Source organism: Actinoplanes nipponensis (assembly GCF_016862275.1).
GTDB classification, from domain to species: Bacteria; Actinomycetota; Actinomycetes; order Mycobacteriales; family Micromonosporaceae; genus Actinoplanes; species Actinoplanes nipponensis.
This window is the reverse complement of record NZ_BOMQ01000044.1, coordinates 14,502-38,715: the sequence shown is the minus strand read 5'-3', so window position 1 is coordinate 38,715 and position 24,214 is coordinate 14,502. Positions and strand designations below refer to the sequence as shown.

Sequence of the window (24,214 nt, the reverse complement as noted above, 5' to 3'; positions counted from 1 at the left end):
GTGTAAGTTTTGTGCCGTCCAGAGTTTCAGGAGCGTTAAATGGCCCGGCCCCGGCACACCCTGCTCAGCCGGGAACGGATCGTCGAGGTGGCCGGCGCCCTGGTCGACGCCGAGGGGCTGGAGGCGGTCTCGGTGCGCCGGCTCGCCACCGAGCTGGGGGTCGCGGGGCCCTCCCTGTACAACCACTTCCCGACCAAGGCCGAGATCCTGGACGCGGTCGCCGACGCGGTGGTGGCCCGGGTCGACGCGTCGTTCTTCGGCACGCACGACTGGCGGGAGGCGCTGCGGCTCTGGGCGTACTCGTACCACGCGGAGCTGGCCGCCCACCCGAACATCGTGCCCGTCCTGGCCCACGGCCCCGGCCGGCGGCCCGCCGCGCTGGCCATGGCCGACGCCGTCTACGGCGGCCTCATCGCCGCCGGCTGGCCGCCGGCCCGGGCCACCCACATCGGCGCGGTGATGCGTTATCTGGTCACCGGTGCGGCGCTCGGCTCGTTCGCCCTAGGCTTCGACGAGGACCCCGAGCTGTACGCCGAGCAGTACCCGCACCTGCGCGACGCCCACCTGCTCGCCGAGCACCGGCGCAGCGTCGACGAGGGCGCGTTCGCCCTCGGCCTGGAAACCGTCCTCACCGGCCTGGAGGCGCTCAAAGCGCGCCTGGACCCGCTGAAAGGGAGCCGCACATGACCCTCTCCCGCGACAAGATCTACCTCGACGGGGCCTGGGTGGCGCCGTCGTCCGGCGCGACGATCCCGGTCGAGAACCCGGCGACCGAGGAGATCCTCGGCCACGTGCCCGCGGGCACGGCCGCCGACGTGGACCGGGCGGTGGCCGCGGCCCGGGCGGCCTTCCCGGGCTGGGCGGACACGCCGATGGCCGAACGGGGGGCCGCGCTGGGCAAGCTGCACGAGGCGCTCGCGGCCCGCGCCGGCGACATCGCCCGCACCGTCGGGCTCGAGCTGGGCACGCCGCTCAAGGTGGCCAAGGCCGTCCAGGCCGGGCTGCCGCTGGCGGTGCTGCGGGGGTACGCCGACCTGGCCGGCCGGCCGGCGCCGGAGGAGACCATCGGCAACTCGCTGGTGGTGCACGAGCCGGTGGGCGTGGTCGGCGCGATCACCCCGTGGAACTACCCGCTGCACCAGGTCGTCGCCAAGGTGGCCGCCGCGCTGGCCGCCGGGTGCACCGTGGTGCTCAAGCCCAGCGAGCTGACGCCGCTGGTGGCGTACCTGCTGCTCGACGCGGCCGACGAGGCCGGGCTGCCGCCGGGCGTGCTCAACCTGGTGCCCGGCACCGGACCGGTGGTGGGCGCGGCGATCGCCGGCCACCCGGACGTGGACATGGTCTCGTTCACCGGCTCGACGGCGACCGGGCGGGCGGTCTCGCACGCCGCCGCCGACCGGATCGCCCGGGTGGCGCTCGAGCTGGGCGGCAAGTCCGCCAACGTGATCCTGGCGGACGCCGACCTGACCAAGGCGGTCAAGGTGGGCGTGGGCAACGCCTTCCTCAACTCCGGCCAGACCTGTACGGCGTGGACCCGGATGCTGGTGCACCGCAGCCACTACGACACCGCGGTGGAACTGGCCGCGGCCGCCGCCGCGGCGTACACCACCGGCGACCCGTTCGACGAGGGCACCCGGCTCGGGCCGCTGGTGTCCGCGGCCCAGCGCGACCGGGTGCGTGGCTTCATCGAGCGCGCGGACGCCCGGCGGGTGGCCGGCGACGCGGCGGTGCCGGACAAGGGCTACTTCGTCGCCCCGACCGTCTTCGCGGACGTCGACCCGGACAGCGAGCTCGCCCAGGAGGAGATCTTCGGCCCGGTGCTGTCGATCATCCCGTTCACCGACGACGACCACGCGGTCGAGATCGCCAACAACTCCCGGTACGGCCTGGCCGGCGGCGTCTGGGGCACACCGGAGCGGGCGCTGGCCGTGGCCCGGCGGCTGCGTACGGGCGCGGTCGACGTGAACGGCGGCGCCTTCAACCCGGTGGCCCCGTTCGGCGGCTACAAGCAGTCCGGCATCGGCCGGGAGCTCGGCCCGTACGGCCTGGCGGAATTCCAGCAGACGAAGGCGATTCAGCGGTGAGCGCTTACATCAAGGGCCTGGTCGTCCGGGCGGCCGGCACGGCCCCGGCGGTCGAGGAGCTGCGGCTGCCCGAGGTCGGTCCCGGTCAGGTCCGGGTCGGCATCCGGGCGGCCGGCGTGTGCCACTCGGACCTGTCGATGGTCAACGGCACCCTCAGCCCGCCGCACCCCCTGGTGCTCGGCCACGAGGCGGCCGGCGAGGTGCTGGAGGCGGGCGCGGGCGTGACCCGGGTCCGCCCCGGCACGCACGTGGCGCTGAACTGGTCGCCGGCCTGCCGCGAGTGCTGGTTCTGCACCCACGGCGAGCCGTGGCTGTGCGCCGCGGCGAACGTGGCGGCGCTGGAGAACGGCAGCACGCTGGACGGCGCGCCGGTGCACGTGACGCTGGGGCTGGGCGCCTTCGCCGAGCAGGTCGTGGTGCCGGAGAAGGCCGTCATCGCCGTACCGGACGAGCTGTCCTGGGAGAACGCGGCCCTGCTGGGCTGCGCGGTGCTGACCGGCACCGGGGCCGTGCGCAACACCGCCCGGGTCGCGGCGGGCGACACGGTCGTGGTGATCGGCCTGGGCGGCGTGGGCCTGTCCGTGGTTGCGGCGGCCCGGGCCGCCGGCGCCGCCGCGGTCATCGCGGTGGACCTGACCGAGGCGAAGAAGGCGCTGGCCGAGGCGGCCGGCGCGACCGACTTCGTGGTCTCCTCGGACAACCTGTCCAAGGACATCCGGTCCCGCACCCAGCGCCTCGGCGCGGACCACGCCTTCGAGTGCGTGGGCCGGGCGTCGACCATCCGGGCGGCGTGGCGGGCCACCCGCCGCGGCGGCCAGGTGACCGTGGTCGGCATGGGCCGCTCGGACGACATGGTGGAACTCAGCGCGCTGGACATCTTCTCCAGCGCCCGTACGCTGCGGGCCTCGGTCTACGGCTCGGCCGATCCGGACGTGGAGGTGCCGGCCCTGGCCCAGGACGTGCTGTCCGGCGCGCTGCGGCTGGACCACCTGATCACCGACCGGATCACGCTGGCCGAGGTGCCGGCGGCCTTCGACCGGATGGCCCGCGGCGAGGGGGCCCGCTCGGTGGTGGTCTTCCCCGGCGGCGCGCCTCAGCCGAGCTCGTAGGTGTCGCGGTAGTTCACCGTGCAGACGACGGCTTCCCGCTGCGCCTTCGCGCCGGCAGCGCGGCCCGGGGTGGCTCGGCGGGCCCGGCCCGGCGCCGGGCCGGAAATGACGAACGGCCCCGGCCCGGATCAGGGGCGGGACCGCGTGCCGGGGGCGAGTGGTCAGTCTGCGGTGCTGTTCTCGTTGCGTCGGAGGGTCTCGTTCACCCGCAGGGCCTCGTCGAGCTGGTCCTGCAGGATGATGATCCGGCACGCCGCCTCCAGGGCGGTGCCCTCGTCCACCATCTCCTTGGCCCGGGCCGCGAGTCGCAGCTGGTAGCGGGAGTAGCGCCGGTGTCCGCCGGGGGAGCGGAACGGGTCGATCAGTTTCGCGTCGCCGAGCCGCCGCAGGAAGTCCTGCGAGACTCCGACGATCTCCGCGGCGCGGCCCATCGTGTAGGCCGGATAGTCCTCGTCACCGAACATGTCGTCGGGTTGGGCCATGTCACCTCCGTGTCGAGGGCCCCGGCGCAGATCGCGCCGGGGCCCAGGGTTATCGGGTTTTAGAACACCATTTGCCGACAGTCGCGTCGGTTTGAGTCATCCGCACCAGCCGTGTGTAACGGTTTCGGGTGCAGGGATCGCGTAAGCGTGACCGGAGACCACCTCTCGTTCGATGGAAACTGCGGTGTCCGCTCTGACCCGGTACAGCGGTCCAAGCGGGCGATCCAACGGTGCGTGAACCCTCCCTTTCCTCTGTCTTCCACTTGCTCTGACGACGTGCGTACTTCCCCGCCGGTGGTAGAGCCCCACGCCAACTTCTCGGCCCTGCCACGTGCGGCGGATCCACAACACCCCGCCGCTTAGGCGTGGGTGCCGCTGTCTTGCTCATGCCCGTCGTGACCTCACGGCCGGGCGGTACGTCCGCGTCTTTTTGTTCCTTGTTCGACCAGAGAAACGTTAGCCGACTCCCCGAAGAAAATCTAGTCCTCCACGGATAGATTTTCTGGCGTGTCGCCCGGGACCCCGGTCAGCGGCCGGTCAGCAGGGCCGTGACGGCGCGGGTCAGCACCAGCCGGGCGGCGTCCGGGTCGAGTTCCAGGGCGTCGCGCATCGTGCCCCAGGTCGGCCACATGCTGGTCGCGGTCAGGGCGGCCAGCAGGGTCTCGTCGCCGTTGATCTCCCGGCCGAACAGGACCCTGAGCTCGCTCCGGACCCGGTCGGTGTGGCTGCGACGGTAGCTCTGCAACGCGGGGGAGAACGGCTCCTTCAGGGCCGACGCCTTGGCCGCCGGCGCGATGTGCTCCAGCAGCCGGGCCCGCTGGTGGCAGTACGCGTCGATGCGCGCCGCCAGCGGCAGGTCCGGCGGGATCGCCTCGTGGGCCTGGTCGCGCTGTTCCAGGATCCGCTCGCCGCTGGCCGCGAAGAGCGCCTCCATGTCGGCGAAGTGGCTCCACAGGGCGCGCAGGGACACCCCGGCCTGCTTGGCGATGCGGTCCGCCGTCGGGCGCAGGTCGCCGCCCAGGATCAGCGCCACGTGGGCGTCGACGATGGCGTTGCGGGTGCGTTCCGAGCGGGCCGTGCGGCCGTCGATGCGTTGGGGTGGACGGGGTGAGGCGGCCGGCATCAGGCGCCCCGGTAGCGGTTGAGCTCGCGGCGGGCCAGCGAGCGCTTGTGCACCTCGTCCGGGCCGTCCGCCAGGCGCAGCGTGCGGGCCTGCGACCAGAGCCGGGCCAGCGGGGTGTCCTGGCCGACACCGGCGGCGCCGTGGGCCTGGATGGCCTTGTCGACGATCCACTCGGTGGTCCGCGGCACGATGATCTTGATGGCCTGGATCTCGGTGTGCGCGCCCTTGTTGCCGACCGTGTCCATCAGCCAGGCCGCCTTGAGGACCAGCAGCCGGGCCTGCTCGATGCGGACCCGCGACTCGGCGATCCAGTCCTGCACCACGCCCTGCTCGGCCAGCGTCTTGCCGAACGCGGTGCGGTCCAGCGCCCGCCGGCACATCAGCTCCAGGGCCCGCTCGGCCATCCCGATCAGCCGCATGCAGTGGTGGATCCGGCCCGGGCCCAGCCGGGCCTGCGAGATGGCGAAGCCCGAGCCCTCCTCGCCGATCAGGTTCTCCGCCGGCACCCGGACGTCGTCGAAGATCATCTCGGCGTGGCCGCCGTGGTCGCCGTCGTCGTAGCCGAACACGGTCATGCCGCGCCGCACGGTCAGGCCGGGCGTGTCCCGGGGCACCAGGATCATGCTCTGCTGCACGTGCCGGGCGGCCTCCGGATCGGTCTTGCCCATCACGATGAAGATCCGGCAGTTCGGGTTCATCGCGCCGGAGATGTAGAACTTGCGACCGTTGATCACGTAGTCGTCGCCGTCGCGGGTGATCCGGGTGCCGATGTTGGTGGCGTCCGAGGAGGCCACCTGCGGCTCGGTCATGGCGAAGGCGGACCGGATCGAGCCGTCCAGCAGCGGCCGCAGCCAGCGCTCCCGCTGGGCCGGGCTGCCGAACTGGGCCAGCACCTCCATGTTGCCGGTGTCCGGCGCGGCGCAGTTGAGGGCGGGCGGGGCGATCGCCGGGCTGCGGCCGGTCAGCTCGGCCAGCGGGGCGTACTGCAGGTTGCTCAGGCCGGCGCCGTGCTCGCCGGGCAGGAAGAGGTTCCACAGGCCGGCGGCGCGGGCCTCGGCCTGCAACCGCGCGATGACCGGCGGCGGGGACCAGTCGCCGGCGTAGTCCTCGTCGAAGGTCGCCTCGGCGGGGTAGACGTGCTCGTCGAGGAAGGCGAGCAGCCGCTTGCGGTAGTCCTCGGTGTGCGCGTCGAACGCGAAGTCCATCAGTTCCCTTCCAGCGTGCCGTCGAGCGACTCGTGTCCCTGAGCCACCAGCGGCGCGACGAGCGCGCCAACGGTGTCGAACCCCGCACCGACGGTCTGACCCTGAACGTAGCGGTAGTGCACGCCCTCCAGGATCACCGCCAGCTTGAACGCGGCGAAGCCCACGTACCAGTGCAGGTCGGATACGTCCCGGCCGGAGCGCTTGGCGTAGTGGTCGGCCATCTCGGACAGGCTCGGATGCCCCGGTACGGAGATCGACGAGCGGCCCTCGAGGAGCAACGGCCGGCCCGCGTACACCAGCATCAGGGCCACGTCGCTGAGCGGGTCGCCCAGCGTCGACATCTCCCAGTCCAGCACCGCGCTGATCTCCAGCCGCGGCCCGATCAGCACGTTGTCCAGCCGGTAGTCGCCGTGCACCACCGCGCCGGCGCCGTCCGGGATGTCCGCGGCCAGCCGGGCGTGCAGCTCCTCGATGCCCGGCACCTCGCGGCTGCGGGACGCGTCGAGCTGCTTCTTCCAGCGGCGCACCTGGCGCTCGTTGAAGCCTTCCGGCCGGCCGAAGTCGGCCAGGCCGATCGCGGCCGGGTCCAGCGCGTGCAGGTCGGCCAGCGTGTCCACCAGCGCCAGCACGAGGGAATGCATCGCGGCCGGGCCGAGGGCGTCCAGGTCGGCGACGTCCCGGTAGATCGTGCCGTCGACGTGCTCCATCAGGTAGAACGGCGCGCCGATCACGTCCACGTCGGTGCAGAGCAGCACCGGCTGCGGCGCCGGGAAGCCGGCCGTCGAGAGCGCGGTGAGCACCTTGTGCTCGCGGACCATGTCGTGCGCGGTCGGCAGCACGTGGCCGAGCGGCGGGCGGCGCAGCACCCAGCGCTGGGTGCCGTCGGTGACCGCGTACGTGAGGTTGGACCGGCCGCCGGCGAACATGGTGGCCGTCAGCGGGCCGGAGCCCAGGTGGGCCCGGAGCCGCTCCAGGTCGAGTCCCCGCGGCCCGGTCATGCCGGGGCCGCCGCGTCGAAGCCGCGCTGGATCTTGTTCATCCCGGCCAGCCAGCGGTCGGGGTCGGTGGCCCGGCGCTGGTAGTACTCGGCGACCTCGGGGTGCGGCAGGATGAGGAAGTTGTCGCCCTTGAGGGCCTCGGCCACCACGCCCGCCACGTCGGCGGGCTCCATCGCGGTGGCGGCGAGCTGGGCCTTGCTGGCGCTGTCCGAGCCGCTGCCGAGCAGCATGTCGGTACGCACGCCCTGCGGGCAGAGCGCCTGGACGGTGATGCCGCGGTGGGCGTACGTGGCCCGCAGCCACTCCGCGAAGCCCAGCGCCGCGTGCTTGGTGACCGAGTACGGCGCGCTGCCCAGCAGCGTCAGCAGCCCGGCCGCCGAGACGGTGAACAGCAGTCGCCCGCCGCCCCCGGCCAGCCAGCGGGGCAGCACCGCGCGGGCCACGTACACGTGGGACATGACGTTGACCTGCCAGGCCCGCTCCCACGCGGCGTCGGTCGCGTCGGCCGACCCGGCGGTGAGGACGCCCGCGTTGGCGCAGAACAGGTCGACGCCGCCGAACTCGGCCCAGGCCGTGTCGACGAGCCGGCGCGTGTCCGCCTCGTTCGCGGCGTCGCCCGGCACGGCCAGGCCGCCGATCTCCGCGGCCACGGCCTCGGCGGCGGCCGGGTCCCGGTCGTTGACGACCACCCGGGCGCCGTCGGCCGCGAACCGGCGGGCCAGGGCCGCGCCGATGCCGCCGCCGGCGCCGGTGACGACCACCCGGGCCGGGCCGCTCACTGGGCCCCGCCGGTCAGGGTGACGCCGCCGTCGATGACCACGGTCTGGCCGGTGATCCAGGCGGCGTCGGCCGAGCACAGGAACGCGACCGTGCCGGCCACGTCCTCGGGCACGCCGAGCCGGCCCAGCGGGTACGTCGCCGCGACCTGCTCCTCGCGCCCCTCGTAGAGCGCGGTGGCGAAGCGGGTCTTGACCACGGCCGGGGCGACCGCGTTGACCCGGATCCGCGGGGCCAGCTCCACGGCCAGCTCCTCGGTGAGGTGGATCAGCGCGGCCTTGGTGGTGCCGTAGAACGCGATGCCGGGGGCGGGCCGGATGCCGGAGATGGAGGAGATGGTGACGATCGAGCCGCCCTGCTCGGCCAGGCCGCCGCGCAGCGCCTCCTGCACCCAGCCCAGCGTGCCCAGCACGTTGACGTCGATCATCTTGCGGGCGGCGCCGAGGTCCAGGGTGCTCAGCGGCCCGTACGCCGGGTTGATGCCGATGTTGTTGACCAGCACGGTGACCGGCCCGAAGGCGCCGAGCACGGTGTCGACGACGGCGGCGCGGTGGTCCGGGTCGTCGCCCTTGCCGGCGACGCCGATCGCCACCTCGGGGCCGCCCAGGTCCTTGGCCGCCGTCTCCAGCGCGCCGGCGTCCCGTCCGGTGATGCAGACCCGGGCGCCCTCGGCGACGAAGCGCTGGGCGATGGCGAATCCGATCCCCCGGCTGGCCCCGGTCACGATGGCCACGGCACCGCTGAGCTTCGTCATCCGGTCAGAACCTCCTACTAGTGAGTAACCCTCTCGCCGCCAACCCTGCATCGGTTGGCGGCGAGTCGCAACCGTTTCGCCGGCGTGGCCCGTGTGCTATGAGGCGGCCGGGATGCCGTTGGCCGGCGGGGCCGCCGGTGGGGTGCTGTACGGCGCCACCGGGCCGTCGGCGTCGTCGGTCTCGAACGTCTCGCCGAAATAGGTCTGCTTGCCCCCGGCGACCTTGGAGAGCCGCATGCCGCCGTACCCGGCATGGTTGTCGGCCGAGTAGCGCAGCGGCGCGAGGCCCGGTCCCTGGAAGCCGCCCTTCTCGATCGCCGCGATCAGGCCCTCCCGGGTCAGATCCTTGCCCGCCGCCTGCAGGCTCTGCACGAAGAGGTAGCCCACGGACATGCCGTAGACGATGTTGTTGTCGAACTCGGCGTTGCCGTTGTGCGCCGCGTTGACCTTCTTGTAGAGCTGGATCCAGGGGTTGGCCTCGTCGTTGCTCAGCGGCAGGTAGTTGTCCGAGATCAGGCCCTCGGTCAGCGGGGCGGCGGCGCCCAGCTGCTTGCTCAGCGTGCCCAGGTCGGCGCCGACCTGCGAGACCACGAACTGCGGCTTGAAGGCGATCTTGGCCGCGGTGCCCAGGCTCAGCGCGGTGAAGCCGGGCACGGTGGCCAGCATGACGACCTGGCAGCCGGCCTGCTTGAGCGCGCCCATCTGCGGGCCGACGTTCGGGTTGCTGGTCACGTACGACTGCTTCGCCGCGACCGGGCCGAGCACCTTCTCGATGCCGGCCAGCGCGTCCCGCCCGAAGTCGTCGTCCTGGCCCAGGAAGCAGACCTTCTTGCCGGCCTGGGTCTGCTTGACGTGGGTGGCCAGGATCTTGCCCTCGACGGTGTAGTCCACGTTGAAGCCGAAGGTGCCCGGGTACTTGTCCGGCTGGTTCCAGCTGCGGCTGCCGGACGCCACGAACAGGTCGGGGACGCGGTTGGTCTTGAGGAAGTCCAGCACGCCGGTGTGGGTCGGGGTGCCCAGGCCGTTCAGGATCGCGAAGACCTTGTCCTGCAGCACCAGCTCGCGGACCACCTGCTGGGTGGTCGCCGGGTTGTAGGTGTCGTCCATGATCTTGTAGCTGATCTTCCGGCCGTGCACGCCGCCGTTGGCGTTGACGTAGTCGAAGTAGGCCTTGGTGGCCGGGGCGATCTTCGAGTAGCCGGCGGCGGCCGGGCCGGTCAGCGGCATGTGCGTGCCGACCAGGATCTCGGTGTCGGTCACACCGGGCACGTTGCCGCCCCCGCTGCCGCCTCCGCCGTCGTCACCGCTGCAACCGGCGGCGGCGGCGACCAGGGCGACCGCGGCGAGCGCGGACCATATGCGTCTCATGCCTTTCTCCTTCTGGGTCGTAGTGAGGCGATACCGCCGGGCGCGGCGAGCATGACGATGATCAGAGTGATGCCGAACAGGGCCAGCGGCAGATTGCCCTCCAGGCGCTGGGCGACCGCGGGCGAGACGTCGATCGAGTCGGTGACCGAGTGGGTCAGGGCCGGCAGGGCCACCAGCAGCACCGCGCCCCAGACCGCGCCGGCCAGCCGGCCCAGCCCGCCGATCACGATCGCCATCACCAGGAACAGCGACAGCGACAGCGGGAACGCGCCGGGGGAGACGCTCTGGGCCAGCACGGCGAACAGCCCGCCGCCGAGCCCGGCGCAGGCCGCGCTGACCACGAAGGCCAGGACCTGGGTACGGGCCACGTTCACCCCCGCGATGCGGGCGGCGGCCTCGTCGTCGCGTACGGCCCGCAGCGACCGGCCGAACCGGCCGCTGACCAGCGTCGCCAGGCCGAACACGGTGATCAGCGCGCCCGCCCAGGCCAGCCACGCCTGCCAGCGCTCGTACGGGAAGGTCGCGCCCAGCGCCAGCGGCGGCGGATCGACGTACACCGACAGGCCCTGGTCGCTGTTGAAGGTCTTGTCGAAGGTGCTGGCCACGGCCGGCACCACCACCGCCACCGCCAGCGTGAGCCCGGCCAGGTACGGCCCGCGCAGCCGGGCCGCCGCCAGCCCGACGATCCCGCCGGCGAGCGTCGCCACGGCGATCCCGGCCAGCACCGCGACCAGCAGCGTCCACTGACCCCGGCCGGACAGCTTCTCCTGCACCATCGCCACCGTGTAGGCCCCGGTGGCCATCAGCGCGCCGTGCCCGAGCGAGAGCTGCCCGTTGAGTCCGGTGAGGACGGTCAGCCCCGCGGTGACGCACAGGTAGGCCCCGACGGTCGCGAGCTGGTAGTTGCGGAACGGCGGCAGGACATAGGTCAGCGCGAGGATGAGCACGGCGGCGGCCACCGTCCACAACAGGTGACGGTGTTTGCGCGCCTGCCTGGTGAGCCGGGGGGCGGCGGAGACCTTCGGAGCCAGCGTCACGCTCATACGGCCCTCGCCGCCGATCGGGAGAACAGCCCGCCGGGCCGGCCCAGCAGCACCACGACCAGCAGGATCAGGACGGCGATGGGGGCCACGGTGGCGCCCAGGTAACCGCTGACGTAGGAGAGCAGCAGCCCCACGATCAGCCCGCCGGCGACCGCCCCGATCGTGCTGTCCAGCCCGCCCACCACGGCCGCGGTGAACGACGACACGAAGACGATGTCCATCGCGTTGGGGTGCAGGCCCAGCTCGGTCGGCAGCACCAGCATGCCGGCCAGCGAGCCGACCCCCGCGGCCAGCGCCCAGCCCAGCGTCAGCATCCCGCCGACGTTGACCCCGAGCAGGCGCGACACGTCGGGCGCGAACGCCGAGGCGCGCATCCGCAGGCCCACGGACGTCCGGGTGAACAGCGCGGCGAGCAGCGCCACCACGACGAAGACGGCGCCGAAGACGAACAGGTCGAAGCGGGACAGCAGCGCGATCCCGCCCACGGTGAAGGCGTCCCGGCTGAACGGCGCCTCGGCCGGGCGGAACTCGTTGCCGTAGATCATGCCGAGCACACCCTGGATGACCAGCACCAGGCCGAGCGCCACGACCACCCCGTTGAGGTGCGACGAGTGGTCGACGAAGCGCATCACCACCCGCTCGGTCACCGCGCCCAGGGCCAGCCCGCCGAGCACCGCGACGACGAAGCCGAGCCAGTACGAGCCGGTCGCGGCGGACACCGAATAGCCCACGTACGCCGTGGCGACCGCCATCGCGCCCTGGGCGAAGTTGACGATCCGGGTGGCTCGCCAGATGAGGACCAGGGCCAGGGCGAACGCGGCGTACACCGCACCCCGGCTCAGGCCGTCGAACGTGAGGAACACGAACCGGTCCATCGCCCTCCTTCCGCTAGAAACCGAGGTATGCGTGCCGCATGTCTTCGTCGTCGCGCAGGGTGGCGGCGTCCGCGTTGGCGACGACCCGGCCCAGCGACATGACGATCCCGGTGTCGGCCACCGAGAGGGCGCTGCGCACGTTCTGCTCCACGAGCAGGACGGTCAGCCCGGTCCGGTCCCGCAGGGTGCGCAGCAGGCCCATGATCTGGGCGGTCACCCGGGGCGCCAGGCCCAGCGACGGCTCGTCCAGCAGCAGCAGCCGCGGCCGGCCGACCAGGGCCCGGCCGAGCGCGAGCATCTGCCGCTCACCCCCGGAGAGCTGGTGGCCGGGGAAGCGCCGGCGCCGGGCGAGCGGTTCGAAGAGCTCGTACACCTCGTCCAGGGCGCGCTTGGCGTCCGCGCGGTCGTGGCGCCACAGGCCGCCCAGCCGCAGGTTCTCGTCCACGGTCAGCTCGGTGACGACGCCGCGGCCCTCGGGCACGTGCGCCACGCCGCGACGCACCATCTGCTCGACCTTGACCCCGCGCAGGTCCTGCCCGTCGAGCACGACCCGGCCGGCGGTCGGCCGGAGCAGGCCCGAGAGGGTACGCAGCAGCGTCGTCTTGCCGGCCCCGTTGGCGCCCAGGACCGCCGTGATCGACCCCTGGGCCACGGTCAGGCCGACGTCCCGCAGCACCGGCGCGGCTCCGTACCCGACGGTGAGCTGCTCGGCCTCCAGCAGCGACCCCGACCGGGCCGCGGTTCGGTCGCTCATGCTGGGCCTGCCTGGGCATGCGCTCCTGGCCCTTGCTTCGCTGCGGTGCAGTCGCTCATGCCGCAGCACCGAGGTAGGCGTCGACCACTGCCTCGTCGGTGCGGATCTGGGCCGGCGTGCCGTGCGCGACGGGCTTGCCGAAGTCCAGCACCAGGATCTCGTCGCAGACCGCCATGACCAGGTCCATGTGGTGCTCCACCAGCAGCACCGCGCAGGACAGACCGGTGATCAGCTCGCCCAGCTCCCCGATCTCGTCGGCGCCGAGGCCGCCGGCCGGCTCGTCCAGCAGCAGCAGGCGCGGTTGGGCGACGAGGGCGCGGGCCAGCGCGACCCGCTTGCGGACCGCGTACGGCAGCCCGCCGGGATGGGCGTGCGCGTGCGGGGCGACCCCGCAGCGCTCGAGCGCCTCCCACGCGCTCTCCGGTCGGTGGCCCGCGTGCTCGGCGCCGACCATGACGTTCTCCAGGACCGTCAGGCCGGCGAAGAGGCCGACGCCCTGCAGCGTGCGGGCGATGCCCAGGCGGGCCAGCCGGTGCGGGCGGGGGCGCAGCGGGCGCCCGTCGAGCGTGATGCGGCCGGAGGTCGGCGTGACGAAGCCGCACACCACGTTGAACAGGGTGGTCTTGCCGGCGCCGTTGGGCCCGATGACCCCGACCGTGCGGCCGGGCGGCACCCGCAGCGAGACGTCGTCGAGGGCGACGAGCCCGCCGAACCGGACGCCGATCCGGTGCAGGGAAAGGCCTTCGTCGGGGGCGGGGTCGGTGGCGGGCGCGGGTCGGGTCATCGTCACCTCGGCACTGAGGGGCGCCGCACCGTCCGGGATGGAGGATGAGTCGGCGGCAGTTATTACACTTGGAGTGTAGATTCTTGAGACGCCTTGTCAATGCCCCCGAAACATTACCGAAGGTCGATCATTTGGCAACGGTCCGTGCTCTTGATCGTTTGGGATCCGGCCGGCGTGGGCCCGGTCAGGCGACGTTGACCGGGCGGAACTGCACGCTGACCCGCGGCCCGACCGGCCGGGCCGTCTTCGGGATCGCGTGCTCCCACGTGCGCTGGCAGGAGCCGCCCATCACGATCAGATCGCCGTGGCCCAGCGGGAAGCGCAGCGTCTCGGCGCCGCCCGCGCGGGGGCGCAGCAGCAGGTTGCGCGGCGAGCCGAACGACACGATCGCCACCATCGTGTCCTCGCGGGACGAGCGGCCCAGCGTGTCGCCGTGCCAGGCGACGCTGTCGCGGCCGTCGCGGTAGAGGCACATGCCCGCGGTCACGAAACCCTCGCCCAGCTCCGGCTCGTAGTGCGCGGAGAGCTGGTCGCGGGCCCGCGTCAGCAGCGGGTGCGGGAGGGTCTCGCTGCCGGCGTACCAGCGCAGCAGGCGGGGGACGTCGACCACGCCGTCGTACATCGGGCGGCGTTCGGCGCGCCAGTCGACCTCGCTCAGCAGCGTCTCGAAGACCGCGTCGGAGCCCTGCACCCAGCCCGGGAAGACGTCGACCCAGGCGCCCGCGGTCAGCCGGTGCCGGACCAGGCGGCCGGGCAGCGGCGTCAGGGCGGCGGACGGGCCGGCCATGAGGTCGAGCATCGACGGCTGATAGGCGGTCACGCCGCCACTCTACCGCCCCTTCGTACGTGCGTGCTAAATGACTGCCGGGTGGTGCGCCGGGCTGTCAGGCTGCCCGCCATGCCCATCTTCTCCGCGCCGGACGGCACCAGGCTCGCGTACCGCTCGCTCGGGGAGGGTGACCCGGTGATCTGCGTGCCGGGCGGCCCGATGCGGGATGCCGCCTACCTCGGCGACCTGGGCGGCTTGTCGGCCCGGCGCCGCCTGATCCGGCTCGACCTGCGCGGCACCGGGCGCTCCGCCCGGCCGGCGGACCCCACCTCGTACCGGTGCGACCGCCTGGTCGAGGACCTCGACGCGCTGCGGGCGCACCTGGGCCTGCGCCGGATCGACCTGCTCGGCCACTCCGCCGGCACCAACCTCGTGGCCCAGTACGCCGCCCGGCACCCGGACGCCGTGGCCCGGCTCCTGCTGATCACGCCGAGCGTCGCCGGCGTCGGCGTGCCGGTCACCGCGGCCGATCGGCGGGCGGTCGCCGACCTGCGGCGGGACGAGCCCTGGTATCCGGCCGCGTCCGCCGCGCTGACCAGGATCGCCGAGGGCCGGGCCGGGGCGGCCGACTGGGACGCGATCGCGCCGTTGCGGCACGGGCGGTGGGACGACGCCGCGCGGCAGCTGGACGCCGAGCACGAGGCCCAGGTCAACGCCGAGGCCGCCGACCGGTACGTCGAGGGCTTCACGCCGGATGCGACGCGGGCGGCGCTGGCCTCCTTCCCGACGCCGGTGCTGCTGCTCGCCGGCGAGTACGACTTGAACAGCCCGCCCGCCGCCGTGGCCGGTATCGCCGCGCTGTTCGGGGACGCGACCCTGGTCGTCCAGCCGCGGGCCGGTCACCAGCCGTGGCTCGACGACCCGGACCGGTTCGTGACCACGGTGGCGGGCTTCCTGCGGACGGCCTGAAGCGGTGCTCAGGCGGGGCTGGGCCCGAGGGGCTGCTCGCCGTCCGCCGCCGCGGTCGGCGCCGGCTCCTTGAGCTCGATGAACAGGCTCCGGCACTCGGTGTCGCCGATGTTCTCCCCGGAGTGCTCCTGCGCGGCCAGCCAGCGCACCTCGCCGGCGGCCAGCTCGACCTCCGTCTCCCGGCCGCCGGAGGACAGCTTCCGCCGGAAGCCGCTCATCGTCACCATCACGCTGTCGGGGTGCCGGTGCGGGGTGGTGCGGTCGCCGGGCTTGTCGGCGTACGCAAGGACGCGCACGCGGTCGTTCTCCATCACCACGCGGTAGAGGTCCGGGTTGCTGACGGCTGGGTCATCGCTCATGGCACACCTCGACGGGTTCGGCGGGCTTCGTGGGACCACAGTACCATTACGGTATGCCAGTACCATATGAGTCGACGGGACGAGCCCGGCAGAAGCTCCGGACCCGCGAGGCGCTGCTGCTGGCCGCGCGTGAGCTGCTGCGCGGAGGGGGCCCGGAACCGACCGTGGAGGAGGTCGCGCAGGCCGCCGGCATCTCCCGCACGACGGCGTACCGCTACTTCCCGAACCAGCGGTCCCTCGTGCTGGCGGCCCATCCCGAGACCCGGCAGCGCTCGCTGCTGCCCGCCGGCGCCCCCGCGGACCCGTTCGCCCGCCTCGACCTGACCATGGCCGAGTTCGCCCGCATCATCCTCGAATGGGAGCCCCAGCTCCGGGCCGCGCTGCGGCTGTCGCTGACCCCCGGGCCCGACAGCGACGGGCCCGCGCTGCGGCAGGGCCGGGCCATCGGCTGGATCGAGGACGCGCTCGACCCGCTGCGCGCCACCCACCCCGGCCTCGACGTGCCCCGGCTGGCCGGCACCATCAGGGCCGCCACCGGCATCGAGGCGCTGGTCTGGCTCACCGACGTGGCCGGGGTGCCGCGGTCCGAGATCCCCGAGCGGATGCGCTGGACGGCCCGGGCGCTGCTCGCCGCCGCGCTCGCCGACGCCGCCGGCTCCGCGACCCCGGGCGGACAAGCAGAACGGCCCGCCGAGGCGGGCCGTTCGTGATGCTGCTCAGTCCTTGTCCGGCGCCGGATGCCGGTACGTGATCCCGTCGCGGAGCGGGAACTCCTGGTCGTCGCCGAACGGTGACGGCCCGCCCGCCTGATGCGACAGCAACTCGGCCACGTCCAGCCGGCCGTCGGCGTTCACCGCCGGGGCCTCCGGCGGCCGGGTGCCCGCGCCGCCCAGGCCGGCCGCGACGCCGGTGACGCCCTCGGAGCTGCTGGGCGCCATGTTCTCGCCGCCGGAGCCGTTGCCCGAGCCGTTGCCGTTCAGCTGGTCCCGCCGGAAGATCTTGCGGCCGAGCCAGACCAGCGGGTCGTAGCGGTTGTCGACCACGCGCTCCTTCATCGGGATGATCGCGTTGTCAGTGATCTTGATGTGCTCGGGGCAGACCTCGGTGCAGCACTTGGTGATGTTGCAGTAGCCCAGGCCCTGGTGCTGCTGGGAGTAGTCCTTGCGGTCCGTCCGGTCGTCGAGCGGGTGCATGTCCAGCTCGGCGGCGCGGATGAAGTACCGCGGCCCGGAGAACGCCGGCTTGTTCTCCTCGTGGTCGCGGACCACGTGGCAGGTGTTCTGGCACAGGAAGCACTCGATGCACTTGCGGAACTCCTGCGAGCGCTCCACGTCGACCTGCTGCATCCGGTAGTCGCCCGGCTTGACCCCCGGCGGCGGCGCGAACGCCGGCGTCTCCCGGGCCTTCTCGTAGTTGAACGAGACGTCGGTGACCAGGTCCCGGATGATCGGGAACGTGCGCAGCGGCGTGATCGTGACCGTCTCGTCCTCTTCGAAGGTCGACATCCGCGTCATGCAGCCCAGCCGCGGCTTGCCGTTGATCTCCATCGAGCAGGAGCCGCACTTGCCCGCCTTGCAGTTCCACCGGCAGGCCAGGTCCGGCGTCTCGGTCGCCTGGAGCCGGTGGATGATGTCGAGGACGACCTCGCCCTCGTTCACCTCGACGTCGAAGTCCTGGATCTCGCCGCCCGACGCGTCGCCCCGCCACACCCGAAAGTGACGCTTCATCACTTCACCTCCGTGAGCTCTTCGTCGGTCATGTACTTGCTCAGCTCGGTCCGCTCGAACAGGCCCAGCAGCTCGGGGCGCATCGTCGGCACCGGCTTGCGTTCCAGCAGCACGTCGCCGGCCTCGTCCAGCGAGCAGACCAGGTTGATCAGCCGCCACTGCGGGCTCATCTTCGGGAAGTCCTCCCGGGTGTGCCCGCCGCGCGACTCCTCGCGCTCCAGCGCCGCCTTCGCGGTGCACTCCGAGACGATCAGCATGTTGCGCAGGTCCAGCGCCAGGTGCCAGCCCGGGTTGTACCGGCGCCCGCCGGCCGCGCCGACGTTCGCCACCCGCAGCTTGAGCTCCTGCAGCCGCTTGAGCGCGTCGGTCAGCTCGCCCTCGCGGCGGATGATGCCGACCAGGTCGCCCATGACCGCCTGCAGGTCCTGCTGCAGCGTGTACGGGTTCTCGCCGCCCTCGCGGCTCAGCGGGGCCAGCGCGGCGTCCACGGCCGACTCCACGTCGCCGGTGGTCACCTTGGGCCGCTTGCCGACGGCGTCGACGTAGGCCGCCGCGTGCTCGCCCGCCCGCTTGCCGAACACCAGCAGGTCGGACAGCGAGTTGCCGCCGAGCCGGTTGGAGCCGTGCATGCCGCCGGACACCTCGCCGGCCGCGAACAGGCCCTCGACGTGGCCGAAGGCCGCCGCCGTGTCCGGGTCGACCTCGACGCCGCCCATCACGTAGTGACAGGTGGGACCGACCTCCATCGGCTCCTTGGTGATGTCGACGTCCGCCAGCTCCTTGAACTGGTGGTACATCGAGGGCAGCCGGCGCTGGACCTCCTCGGCGGGCAGCCGGCTGGCGATGTCGAGCAGGACGCCGCCGGCCTTCGTACCCCGGCCGGCCTTGACCTCGCTGTTGATCGCCCGGGCGACCTCGTCGCGGGGCAGCAGCTCGGGCGGGCGCCGGTTGTTGTCCGGGTCCTTGTACCAGCGGTCCGCCTCCTCCTCGGTCTCCGCGTACTGCTTGCGGAAGACGTCGGGGACGTAGTTGAACATGAACCGCTTGCCGTCGGTGTTCTTCAGGACGCCGCCGTCGCCCCGCACCGACTCGGTGACCAGGATGCCCTTGACGCTGGGCGGCCAGACCATGCCGGTCGGGTGGAACTGGAGGAACTCCATGTTGATCAGCGTGGCGCCGGCCCGCAGGGCGAGCGCGTGGCCGTCGCCGGTGTACTCCCACGAGTTCGAGGTGACCTTGTAGGAGCGGCCGACGCCGCCGGTGGCCAGCACGACCGCGGGCGCCTCGAGCAGGATGAACTCGCCGGACTCGCGGTAGTAGCCGAACGCCCCGGCGACCTTGTCCCCGTCGAGCAGCAGCTCGGTGATCGTGGTCTCGGAGAACACCCGGATCTTGGCGTCGTAGCTGCCGGTCTCCGCGAAGTCCTCCTGCTGCAGCGAGACGATCTTCTGCTGCAGGGTGCGGATCAGCTCCAGGCCGGTCCGGTCGCCGACGTGCGCCAGCCGCGGGTACTCGTGGCCGCCGAAGTTGCGCTGGGAGATCTTGCCGTCCTTGGTGCGGTCGAACAGCGCGCCGTAGGTCTCCAGCTCCCAGATGCGCTCCGGCGCCTCCTTGGCGTGCAGCTCGGCCATCCGGAAGTTGTTGAGGAACTTCCCGCCGCGCATGGTGTCGCGGAAGTGCACCATCCAGTTGTCGCGGCTGTTCACGTTGCCCATGGCGGCGGCCGCGCCGCCCTCGGCCATGACCGTGTGGGCCTTGCCGAACAGCGACTTGCTGATGATCGCGGTGCGCTTGCCCGCGAGCCGGGCCTCGATGGCCGCCCGCAGCCCGGCGCCGCCGGCGCCGATCACGACCACGTCGTAGTGGTGTCGTTCGATTCGAGTCGTCATTGGGGGCCCTCTAGTTGATGAATCGCAGGTCGGGCCACCAGTCCGCCGCGACCGCCATGATGTAGAAGTCGGTCAGGGCGAGGGTGCCGAGCGTGATCCACGCGAGCTGCATGTGCCGGGCGTTGAGCTTCGACACGAAGAGCCAGAAGCGGTACCGCACCGGGTGCTTGGAGAAGTGCTTCAACCGCCCGGCGACGATGTGCCGGCAGGAGTGACAGGACAACGTGTACGCCCACAGCATGATCACGTTGATCAGCAGGATCACGTTGCCCAGCCCGAAGCCGAACTCGTCACCGGAGCGGAACGCGATGATGGCGTCGTACGTGTTGATCACCGAGATGATGGCCGCGGCGTAGAACGCGTACCGGTGCAGGTTCTGGAAGATCAGCGGGAACCGCGTCTCACCCGTGTACTTCTCGTGCGCGTCGGGCACGGCACAGGCCGGCGGCGACAGCCAGAAGGCGCGGTAGTACGCCTTGCGGTAGTAGTAACAGGTGAGGCGGAAGAGCAACAGGAACGGCAGCGTGAGGGCCGCTTCCGGAATCAACCAGAACTTGGGTAGCGGGGTGCCGAACAGGTCGGACCCCTCGACGCACCGGTCGGTCAGACACGGTGAGTAGAACGGGGTCAGATAGTGGTGCTCCTCGACGAAATACCACTTGTGCATGAACACGCGGACGGTCGCGTAGATGACCCACGCGGACAACCCCACGAAGGTGATCAGTGGTGGAAACCACCACCGGTCCGTGCGCAACGTCCTGGCCGCGATCGAGGCGCGTGAGCGCCCCGGATCCGGCTTCGTTGCCGTCGTCGTCATTGACGTCTCCCTGACGGTGACCTGCATCTGCCGGCGGGCGCGCCTGCTGGGGGTGTGCGTCCGCAATGTGTGGCACACGTTACAACGAAGGTCAGCTTCGCGCCGTGTAAGGGAAGGCTTACCGCGCTACAGGTCCGGGGCGGCCAGCCGGCGGATCGGACCGGCGCAGGTCGCGGGGGACCAACGGGCCAGCTGATCGGCGAGAGAGACCCCGTCGCGGGGCGCGGGAGCGACATAAAACGCGGGGGTACGGGACTTCGCCTGAACGTCGAGCGCCTCGGCGAACGCGGTACGCGCGTCCAGCAGCTCCCGCCACCCGTCGGACACCCGCCGGTTCTCCAGCCGGCCGACGTAGACCCGGGTGGCGGCGTTCTCGTCCCGCACCGCGGTGGCCCGGGCCTGCGGGGTGGCGGTGGCGCCGGGCGGCACGAGCTTGTTGAGCCGGCCTTCGAGCTCCAGGCACGCGCCGTCCCGGAGCTGCCTGCTGTCCCGGGCGTCGGAGGCGTCGTCCCGGAAGCCGGAGACGGCGCGCAGGACGGCCAGCCCGCCGGCGCAGAGGGCGATGACGACGAGCGCGGCGGCCACGGAGATGCCGGCTACCAGGAGGCGGCGCTTGCGGCGCTTACGGGCTTCCGGATCCGGCCGGGCGGGTTCGGCGTCGCGGCGGCCCGGGACGCCGGCGGTCTTGGTGCCGGCTGCGGAGGTGGCGCCTTCGGTGGGACGGGAGTCCCTGGCGCGGCCGGAGCGGGCCGGCGAACCGAGCCGGGCCGTTGGGCCGGAGCCGGTCGTGGACCCGGAGCGGGCCGTCGGGCCGGAGCCTGTGGTGAAGCTTGAGCCGGTTGGGAGGCTTGAGCCGGTCGCGGAGCCGGAGCCGGAGCCGGTTGTGAGGCTTGAGCCGGTCGCGGAGCCGGAGCCGGTCGCGGAGCCGGGGTCGGTCGTGAGGCTCGGGTCGGTCGTGGAGCCGGAGCCGGAGCTGAAGCCGGCGCCGGCGCCGGTGTCCGGGCGGGAGGGCGTGGTGCGGCCGAGGTCGGCTGTGGTGCCGGGATCGGCCCCGGTGCCGTAGCTGCCCGCGGAGACAGCGCCGGCCGGCGGGCCGGTGGTCGGCTCGTCCGCCGCCGAGTAGTCGTCGGGTGCGTGGTCACGCGGTCCGTCACTCATCGATCCAGCGCTCACCGGCCCAGTGAAACACGCCGGTCAATGCCGCGCCCGCCGGGAAGGGCTCAAGGTCGCGGCAGGAGAGGCTCCAGGCCCTCGGCGGCGCGGGAGGGGGCGAACTCGGTCACGGCGTACTCGGCGATGCCCCGCTGGTGGAAGGGGTCCGCGGCGAGGCGGCGGTCCAGGTCCTCGCGGGTGAGGTCACGGGCCAGGATCACGCCGCCGACCCGGGGGATCCGGGGGCCGGAGGCGGCGAAGACGCCGTCGGCGTACTGGCGGTCCAGCCAGGCGATGTGGTCGGGAAGGGCGTCGTCGACCTGGGCCAGGTCGGCGACGTAGGTCAGGGTCACCACGAACATTCCAAGATCATATCGAGGATTCCGGGCCGCTCCCTGGGCCGGCGCGTGCGGCCGGCGTCACGCCTCGGCGTCCACTGGCTCGTAGCCGAAGTCCGAAGTCCCCGCCAGGGCGACGAGCCGGTCAAGGACCGGCTCCGTGTTGGTGCCCCACATCTTGGAGACCACCCAGGTGCGTCCCTGGTCGTGCAGGGGTGAGTCGAGAAACCAGCGACCGAGGCGTTTTGTCGATCCGGGGTATCTCGCCAGGAAGGCCGCGGCCAGTTCCTCGCCCGTCAACGTGCCCTCGACCGGGAGGAACCGCGAGCGCGGCAAGGCCGTGGTGAGCTGGTGCGCGGTGATACCAGCCCGGTGCAGGGCGGTTGCCATGGTGAGCACCGCCCACCGCTTGCGCAGCGGACCGCTGCGGCCTTCGGGGGTGACCACCTCGTACTGGGTCCAGTCGCGGCCGTCCGCGCCGACGGTCCGCGCCTGGGTCTGCTTGCGGCGGATCTGCACGGTGAGCTCGCTGGCCTCGGGCAGCGGGATGATCTGCTGGACGTCCAGGAGCAGGCGCTCGCCAATCTTGTAGGGAGTGAGCTTGACGCACCGGATGTCCACTCCGTACACATCGGTGAGCCATAGCACCGTGGTGGTGATTTCGCGGTCGAAGCCGGCGGCTACGAGGACCAAGCGAACCTCCCGGCTCAGTACCGCGTCCTCCCCACCGACGTCCTCCAGGAAGTCCGCCAGGCGGCTGCGCGCCTCGTCGATCGCCTCCGGCTCGACCTGGGCCAGGTAGTGCTCGTGATGCTCGACGAGGTCGTCGAAGGTAATGACGGACACCATTGCGGCGTACCGCAGCGCCTGCAGCTCCAGGTGCCCGCCGTCTGTGGTGCGCTTGAGCTCGATGACCACCAGCCGGCCGTCGCGGTCGACACCGAGCAGGTCGATTCGCCGGCGTGCATCGGTGAAGGCGCCGAACTCCTCGGCGACGACCATCACGCCGTCGACGATCATGTCGATTCGCGAGCGCAGCAGCCGTTGTAAGTCGGCCCGCTCCAACACCTGCTCCGCCGCGAACGTGGTCGACGGCACGGGCTCCAGCACATCGGAGGTCATCTCGAACAGCGGCATCGCGCCATCATGGCAGCAGCGTCGAGGCCATTGTCGTCCGCGCACGTCGGTGGCGCGCCGAAGGCGACCGGCAGCTCCGTAGGGTTGGTGCGCCACGACTCGCAGGGGCCAGGTAGCCGGCGCCTTCAGCGGGTTCGTTCCCCTCACGAGCGATCTTGATGCTGAACCAGCGGTTGAGGCCCGGAGAGAAGATCGGCTGGTCCTGCACCGGGGCGACGCGCCCAGCCTGACTCCGCCATGAGTTCGGGCTGGGGCCGCCACCGAGCGATGGTGGCGGCCCACCTAAGCCGGGCTGCTCGGTGCTCGTTGCCGGCCGGTCAGCCCGAGGCGTTGCCGGTCAGGTTCCAGGACTTCAGGTGCAGGGCCGGCGCCGTGTAGCGGACCCCGGACCAGCGGTCGGGCAGGGCGATCGCCTCGGCTCCCACGCCCAGCACCGCGCCCGGGCCTAGGGCCTGCGGGTAGGACTGGGTGAAGCGCATGTTGCCCACCGCCGCCGTCACCTCGCCGTCCTCGACCAGCCAGACGCCGTTGCGGGTCAGGCCGGTGATGACCAGGCTCTTCTGGTCGAGCACCCGGGTGTACCAGAAGTCCGTGATCAGCAGGCCCCGGCGCACACCGCCGACCAGGGTGCGGGCCGACGCTGCCGTTGGGCCCTCGCCGGTCTCCGGGGCGGCGTGCCCGCCGGGCTCGGGCGCCAGACCCAGGTTGGAGGCAATCGGGCCCCAGGAGCGGGAGGCCGCGCCGGCGTGGCCGGTGGACGCCGCGCCCGCCTCGGCCGCCGAGGTGCGGTCGTGGCTGACTGCCGTCGTCGTGCCGCGGTCGACCAGGACCAGGGTGTCGCGGGGGGTGCCCTCCTGGTCGAACGGCAGGGTCGCGCCCAGCGGCTCGTCGCGGATGGTCACCGCCGGGTCGAACTGCGGGACGCCCAGCTCCGCGAACGACTGGTGCTGGGCGTACGCCTTGCCGTTGAAGCCGAAGGTCGCCAGGTTGTCGAGGATGTCGGCGACCGCGGTGGGCTCCAGCACCACCTCGTAGCGGCCCGGCGGGAGCTCGACCGGCCGGCCGCCCGCCCGCGCCTTGGCGGCCGCCCGGGTGCCCAGGGCCGCGCCGTCCAGCTCGGACAGCCGGCTGCCGGCGCGGCGGGCGACGCCGTCCGCGCCGTCGAGACGGGCGATGCCGTCCATCGCGGCGTCGGCCGACCGGCCCTCGACGGCCTGGCCGGCGGTGTTGGCGAAGCCGGCGGAGTGATACGAGGTGCGGCAGAAGCCGGCGGTCTCCAGCCCGTCGGCCGCCCGGACGAAGTCACGGACGCGGTCGGCGCGCTCGTGGGGGCCCGCGGCGGCGGTGGCCTCGTCGAAGGCCGGCGCGGCGCGCAGCGCGGTGGGCGGGGTGAGGCCGGGCCACGCCTGGTCGGGCGGGGAGAGGCGGGAGGCGGCGATCGTGCGTTCCACCAGCGCCTGCAGGCCGGCCGGGCCGGTCACGGTGGTGGAGCCGCCGGCCGTACGCCCGTCGAGGTGCAGCCGCAGCCGGACGGTCGTGGTGGCGTCGGCGACGTTCTGGTGGATCGCCGAGTTCGCGAAGCGGGTCAGCGCCTCGGCGGAATGGGCGGCGACGACCTCGGCCTGCGCCCCCGCGCCGGCCAGTCGCCGGATCAGCTCGATGACCCGGGCCGCAAGGTCGAGCTCGGCGCTCATCGGGATC

At 72.5% G+C, this 24,214-nt stretch carries 25 protein-coding genes; 5 read left to right on the top strand and 20 right to left on the bottom strand.

Translation table 11 applies throughout. From position 1 onward, the window contains the following. Positions 1–39: 39 nt before the first annotated feature. The 3 genes from Ani05nite_RS17855 to Ani05nite_RS17845 are packed head-to-tail and all read left to right on the top strand — an operon-like array spanning position 40 to position 3,193. Positions 40–687 carry a TetR/AcrR family transcriptional regulator gene (locus Ani05nite_RS17855; protein ID WP_203769670.1) on the top strand — a complete coding sequence of 216 codons (648 nt, stop codon included), beginning with the start codon at positions 40–42 and terminating at the stop codon, positions 685–687. Then, positions 684–2,084, top strand: a complete 1,401-nt coding sequence (locus Ani05nite_RS17850) for an aldehyde dehydrogenase family protein (protein ID WP_203769669.1) — start codon at positions 684–686, stop codon at positions 2,082–2,084. The genes Ani05nite_RS17855 and Ani05nite_RS17850 overlap by 4 nt, the downstream gene beginning before the upstream one ends. After that, positions 2,081–3,193 (top strand): alcohol dehydrogenase catalytic domain-containing protein, encoded by a 1,113-nt coding sequence (locus Ani05nite_RS17845; RefSeq protein ID WP_203769668.1) that lies wholly within the window; start codon positions 2,081–2,083, stop codon positions 3,191–3,193. The genes Ani05nite_RS17850 and Ani05nite_RS17845 overlap by 4 nt, the downstream gene beginning before the upstream one ends. Positions 3,194–3,354: 161 nt before the next feature. Here the strand turns inward: Ani05nite_RS17845 and Ani05nite_RS17840 are convergent, their stop codons facing one another. From Ani05nite_RS17840 to Ani05nite_RS17785, 12 genes are all read right to left on the bottom strand, one after another. Then, entirely contained in the window at positions 3,355–3,675 is a 321-nt protein-coding gene (locus Ani05nite_RS17840) for a MerR family transcriptional regulator (protein ID WP_203769667.1), read from the bottom strand. 526 nt (positions 3,676–4,201) lie between these two features. Then, positions 4,202–4,798 carry a TetR/AcrR family transcriptional regulator gene (locus Ani05nite_RS17835; protein WP_203769666.1) on the bottom strand — a complete coding sequence of 199 codons (597 nt, stop codon included), beginning with the start codon at positions 4,796–4,798 and terminating at the stop codon, positions 4,202–4,204. Then, positions 4,798–6,003: an acyl-CoA dehydrogenase family protein gene (locus tag Ani05nite_RS17830; protein WP_203769664.1), complete on the bottom strand. Its 1,206-nt coding sequence runs from the start codon at positions 6,001–6,003 to the stop codon at positions 4,798–4,800. Before Ani05nite_RS17830 ends, Ani05nite_RS17835 begins: the two co-directional genes overlap by 1 nt. Continuing rightward, the gene (locus Ani05nite_RS17825; RefSeq protein WP_203769662.1) at positions 6,003–7,001 is read right to left on the bottom strand and encodes a phosphotransferase family protein; all 999 of its coding nucleotides are present in this window, start codon (positions 6,999–7,001) and stop codon (positions 6,003–6,005) included. The genes Ani05nite_RS17830 and Ani05nite_RS17825 overlap by 1 nt, the downstream gene beginning before the upstream one ends. Further along, positions 6,998–7,780, bottom strand: a complete 783-nt coding sequence (locus Ani05nite_RS17820; protein ID WP_203769661.1) for an SDR family oxidoreductase — start codon at positions 7,778–7,780, stop codon at positions 6,998–7,000. Before Ani05nite_RS17820 ends, Ani05nite_RS17825 begins: the two co-directional genes overlap by 4 nt. Next, the gene (locus Ani05nite_RS17815) at positions 7,777–8,532 is read right to left on the bottom strand and encodes an SDR family oxidoreductase (RefSeq protein ID WP_203769660.1); all 756 of its coding nucleotides are present in this window, start codon (positions 8,530–8,532) and stop codon (positions 7,777–7,779) included. Before Ani05nite_RS17815 ends, Ani05nite_RS17820 begins: the two co-directional genes overlap by 4 nt. Before the next feature lie 96 nt (positions 8,533–8,628). Next, the gene (locus Ani05nite_RS17810) at positions 8,629–9,900 is read right to left on the bottom strand and encodes an ABC transporter substrate-binding protein (protein ID WP_203769659.1); all 1,272 of its coding nucleotides are present in this window, start codon (positions 9,898–9,900) and stop codon (positions 8,629–8,631) included. Further along, positions 9,897–10,943 carry a branched-chain amino acid ABC transporter permease gene (locus Ani05nite_RS17805; RefSeq protein ID WP_203769658.1) on the bottom strand — a complete coding sequence of 349 codons (1,047 nt, stop codon included), beginning with the start codon at positions 10,941–10,943 and terminating at the stop codon, positions 9,897–9,899. The genes Ani05nite_RS17810 and Ani05nite_RS17805 overlap by 4 nt, the downstream gene beginning before the upstream one ends. Next, entirely contained in the window at positions 10,940–11,818 is an 879-nt protein-coding gene (locus Ani05nite_RS17800) for a branched-chain amino acid ABC transporter permease (protein WP_203769657.1), read from the bottom strand. The genes Ani05nite_RS17805 and Ani05nite_RS17800 overlap by 4 nt, the downstream gene beginning before the upstream one ends. Before the next feature lie 13 nt (positions 11,819–11,831). Further along, positions 11,832–12,572: an ABC transporter ATP-binding protein gene (locus Ani05nite_RS17795; protein ID WP_203769656.1), complete on the bottom strand. Its 741-nt coding sequence runs from the start codon at positions 12,570–12,572 to the stop codon at positions 11,832–11,834. 55 nt (positions 12,573–12,627) lie between these two features. Next, positions 12,628–13,356, bottom strand: coding sequence for an ABC transporter ATP-binding protein (locus tag Ani05nite_RS17790; RefSeq protein WP_203769655.1), 729 nt, complete (start codon positions 13,354–13,356; stop codon positions 12,628–12,630). 184 nt (positions 13,357–13,540) lie between these two features. After that, positions 13,541–14,155 carry an alpha-ketoglutarate-dependent dioxygenase AlkB gene (locus Ani05nite_RS17785; protein ID WP_203769748.1) on the bottom strand — a complete coding sequence of 205 codons (615 nt, stop codon included), beginning with the start codon at positions 14,153–14,155 and terminating at the stop codon, positions 13,541–13,543. Between the two features lie 99 nt (positions 14,156–14,254). Here Ani05nite_RS17785 and Ani05nite_RS17780 point away from each other — a divergent pair, with 99 nt between their 5' ends. Then, positions 14,255–15,094: an alpha/beta fold hydrolase gene (locus Ani05nite_RS17780; protein ID WP_203769653.1), complete on the top strand. Its 840-nt coding sequence runs from the start codon at positions 14,255–14,257 to the stop codon at positions 15,092–15,094. Between the two features lie 8 nt (positions 15,095–15,102). Here the strand turns inward: Ani05nite_RS17780 and Ani05nite_RS17775 are convergent, their stop codons facing one another. Further along, a complete protein-coding gene (locus Ani05nite_RS17775; RefSeq protein WP_203769651.1) occupies positions 15,103–15,453 on the bottom strand; it encodes a cupin domain-containing protein in 351 nt (116 codons plus the stop codon). 53 nt (positions 15,454–15,506) lie between these two features. On the opposite strand from Ani05nite_RS17775, the gene Ani05nite_RS17770 reads away from it, so the two are divergent. Then, entirely contained in the window at positions 15,507–16,163 is a 657-nt protein-coding gene (locus Ani05nite_RS17770) for a TetR/AcrR family transcriptional regulator (protein WP_203769649.1), read from the top strand. Positions 16,164–16,169: 6 nt separating this feature from the next. Here Ani05nite_RS17770 and Ani05nite_RS17765 read toward each other — a convergent pair whose 3' ends face one another. The 7 genes from Ani05nite_RS17765 to Ani05nite_RS17735 form a co-directional block, all read right to left on the bottom strand. Further along, positions 16,170–17,180: a succinate dehydrogenase/fumarate reductase iron-sulfur subunit gene (locus tag Ani05nite_RS17765; protein ID WP_203769647.1), complete on the bottom strand. Its 1,011-nt coding sequence runs from the start codon at positions 17,178–17,180 to the stop codon at positions 16,170–16,172. Beyond that, positions 17,180–19,069: a fumarate reductase/succinate dehydrogenase flavoprotein subunit gene (locus Ani05nite_RS17760; RefSeq protein WP_203769645.1), complete on the bottom strand. Its 1,890-nt coding sequence runs from the start codon at positions 19,067–19,069 to the stop codon at positions 17,180–17,182. The genes Ani05nite_RS17765 and Ani05nite_RS17760 overlap by 1 nt, the downstream gene beginning before the upstream one ends. A 10-nt stretch (positions 19,070–19,079) precedes the next feature. Then, entirely contained in the window at positions 19,080–19,886 is an 807-nt protein-coding gene (sdhC, locus tag Ani05nite_RS17755; protein ID WP_203769643.1) for a succinate dehydrogenase subunit SdhC, read from the bottom strand. A 126-nt stretch (positions 19,887–20,012) separates the two neighbouring features. Further along, the gene (locus tag Ani05nite_RS17750) at positions 20,013–21,044 is read right to left on the bottom strand and encodes a hypothetical protein (RefSeq protein WP_203769641.1); all 1,032 of its coding nucleotides are present in this window, start codon (positions 21,042–21,044) and stop codon (positions 20,013–20,015) included. Positions 21,045–21,106: 62 nt separating this feature from the next. Beyond that, the gene (locus Ani05nite_RS17745; RefSeq protein WP_203769640.1) at positions 21,107–21,400 is read right to left on the bottom strand and encodes a YciI family protein; all 294 of its coding nucleotides are present in this window, start codon (positions 21,398–21,400) and stop codon (positions 21,107–21,109) included. 57 nt (positions 21,401–21,457) lie between these two features. Then, complete coding sequence (locus tag Ani05nite_RS17740) at positions 21,458–22,513, bottom strand: endonuclease NucS domain-containing protein (RefSeq protein ID WP_203769638.1); 1,056 nt, start codon at positions 22,511–22,513, stop codon at positions 21,458–21,460. Between the two features lie 317 nt (positions 22,514–22,830). Then, entirely contained in the window at positions 22,831–24,207 is a 1,377-nt protein-coding gene (locus tag Ani05nite_RS17735) for a TldD/PmbA family protein (RefSeq protein ID WP_239130153.1), read from the bottom strand. Positions 24,208–24,214: the final 7 nt, after the last annotated feature.

Excerpts from the sequence above, each read along its gene's own strand:
- Ani05nite_RS17855 (WP_203769670.1), top strand. The coding sequence starts at position 40 with ATGGCCCGGCCCCGGCACACCCTGCTCAGCCGGGAACGGATCGTCGAG.
- Ani05nite_RS17780 (WP_203769653.1), top strand. The coding sequence starts at position 14,255 with ATGCCCATCTTCTCCGCGCCGGACGGCACCAGGCTCGCGTACCGCTCG.
- Ani05nite_RS17840 (WP_203769667.1), bottom strand. The coding sequence starts at position 3,675 with ATGGCCCAACCCGACGACATGTTCGGTGACGAGGACTATCCGGCCTAC.
- Ani05nite_RS17835 (WP_203769666.1), bottom strand. The coding sequence starts at position 4,798 with ATGCCGGCCGCCTCACCCCGTCCACCCCAACGCATCGACGGCCGCACG.
- Ani05nite_RS17775 (WP_203769651.1), bottom strand. The coding sequence starts at position 15,453 with ATGAGCGATGACCCAGCCGTCAGCAACCCGGACCTCTACCGCGTGGTG.
- Ani05nite_RS17850 (WP_203769669.1), top strand. The coding sequence starts at position 684 with ATGACCCTCTCCCGCGACAAGATCTACCTCGACGGGGCCTGGGTGGCG.
- Ani05nite_RS17830 (WP_203769664.1), bottom strand. The coding sequence starts at position 6,003 with ATGGACTTCGCGTTCGACGCGCACACCGAGGACTACCGCAAGCGGCTG.
- Ani05nite_RS17810 (WP_203769659.1), bottom strand. The coding sequence starts at position 9,900 with ATGAGACGCATATGGTCCGCGCTCGCCGCGGTCGCCCTGGTCGCCGCC.
- sdhC (WP_203769643.1), bottom strand. The coding sequence starts at position 19,886 with ATGACGACGACGGCAACGAAGCCGGATCCGGGGCGCTCACGCGCCTCG.
- Ani05nite_RS17750 (WP_203769641.1), bottom strand. The coding sequence starts at position 21,044 with ATGAGTGACGGACCGCGTGACCACGCACCCGACGACTACTCGGCGGCG.
- Ani05nite_RS17825 (WP_203769662.1), bottom strand. The coding sequence starts at position 7,001 with ATGACCGGGCCGCGGGGACTCGACCTGGAGCGGCTCCGGGCCCACCTG.
- Ani05nite_RS17805 (WP_203769658.1), bottom strand. The coding sequence starts at position 10,943 with ATGAGCGTGACGCTGGCTCCGAAGGTCTCCGCCGCCCCCCGGCTCACC.
- Ani05nite_RS17735 (WP_239130153.1), bottom strand. The coding sequence starts at position 24,207 with ATGAGCGCCGAGCTCGACCTTGCGGCCCGGGTCATCGAGCTGATCCGG.
- Ani05nite_RS17760 (WP_203769645.1), bottom strand. The coding sequence starts at position 19,069 with ATGACGACTCGAATCGAACGACACCACTACGACGTGGTCGTGATCGGC.
- Ani05nite_RS17795 (WP_203769656.1), bottom strand. The coding sequence starts at position 12,572 with ATGAGCGACCGAACCGCGGCCCGGTCGGGGTCGCTGCTGGAGGCCGAG.
- Ani05nite_RS17770 (WP_203769649.1), top strand. The coding sequence starts at position 15,507 with ATGCCAGTACCATATGAGTCGACGGGACGAGCCCGGCAGAAGCTCCGG.
- Ani05nite_RS17745 (WP_203769640.1), bottom strand. The coding sequence starts at position 21,400 with ATGTTCGTGGTGACCCTGACCTACGTCGCCGACCTGGCCCAGGTCGAC.
- Ani05nite_RS17800 (WP_203769657.1), bottom strand. The coding sequence starts at position 11,818 with ATGGACCGGTTCGTGTTCCTCACGTTCGACGGCCTGAGCCGGGGTGCG.
- Ani05nite_RS17790 (WP_203769655.1), bottom strand. The coding sequence starts at position 13,356 with ATGACCCGACCCGCGCCCGCCACCGACCCCGCCCCCGACGAAGGCCTT.
- Ani05nite_RS17740 (WP_203769638.1), bottom strand. The coding sequence starts at position 22,513 with ATGCCGCTGTTCGAGATGACCTCCGATGTGCTGGAGCCCGTGCCGTCG.
- Ani05nite_RS17785 (WP_203769748.1), bottom strand. The coding sequence starts at position 14,155 with ATGCTCGACCTCATGGCCGGCCCGTCCGCCGCCCTGACGCCGCTGCCC.
- Ani05nite_RS17765 (WP_203769647.1), bottom strand. The coding sequence starts at position 17,180 with ATGAAGCGTCACTTTCGGGTGTGGCGGGGCGACGCGTCGGGCGGCGAG.
- Ani05nite_RS17815 (WP_203769660.1), bottom strand. The coding sequence starts at position 8,532 with ATGACGAAGCTCAGCGGTGCCGTGGCCATCGTGACCGGGGCCAGCCGG.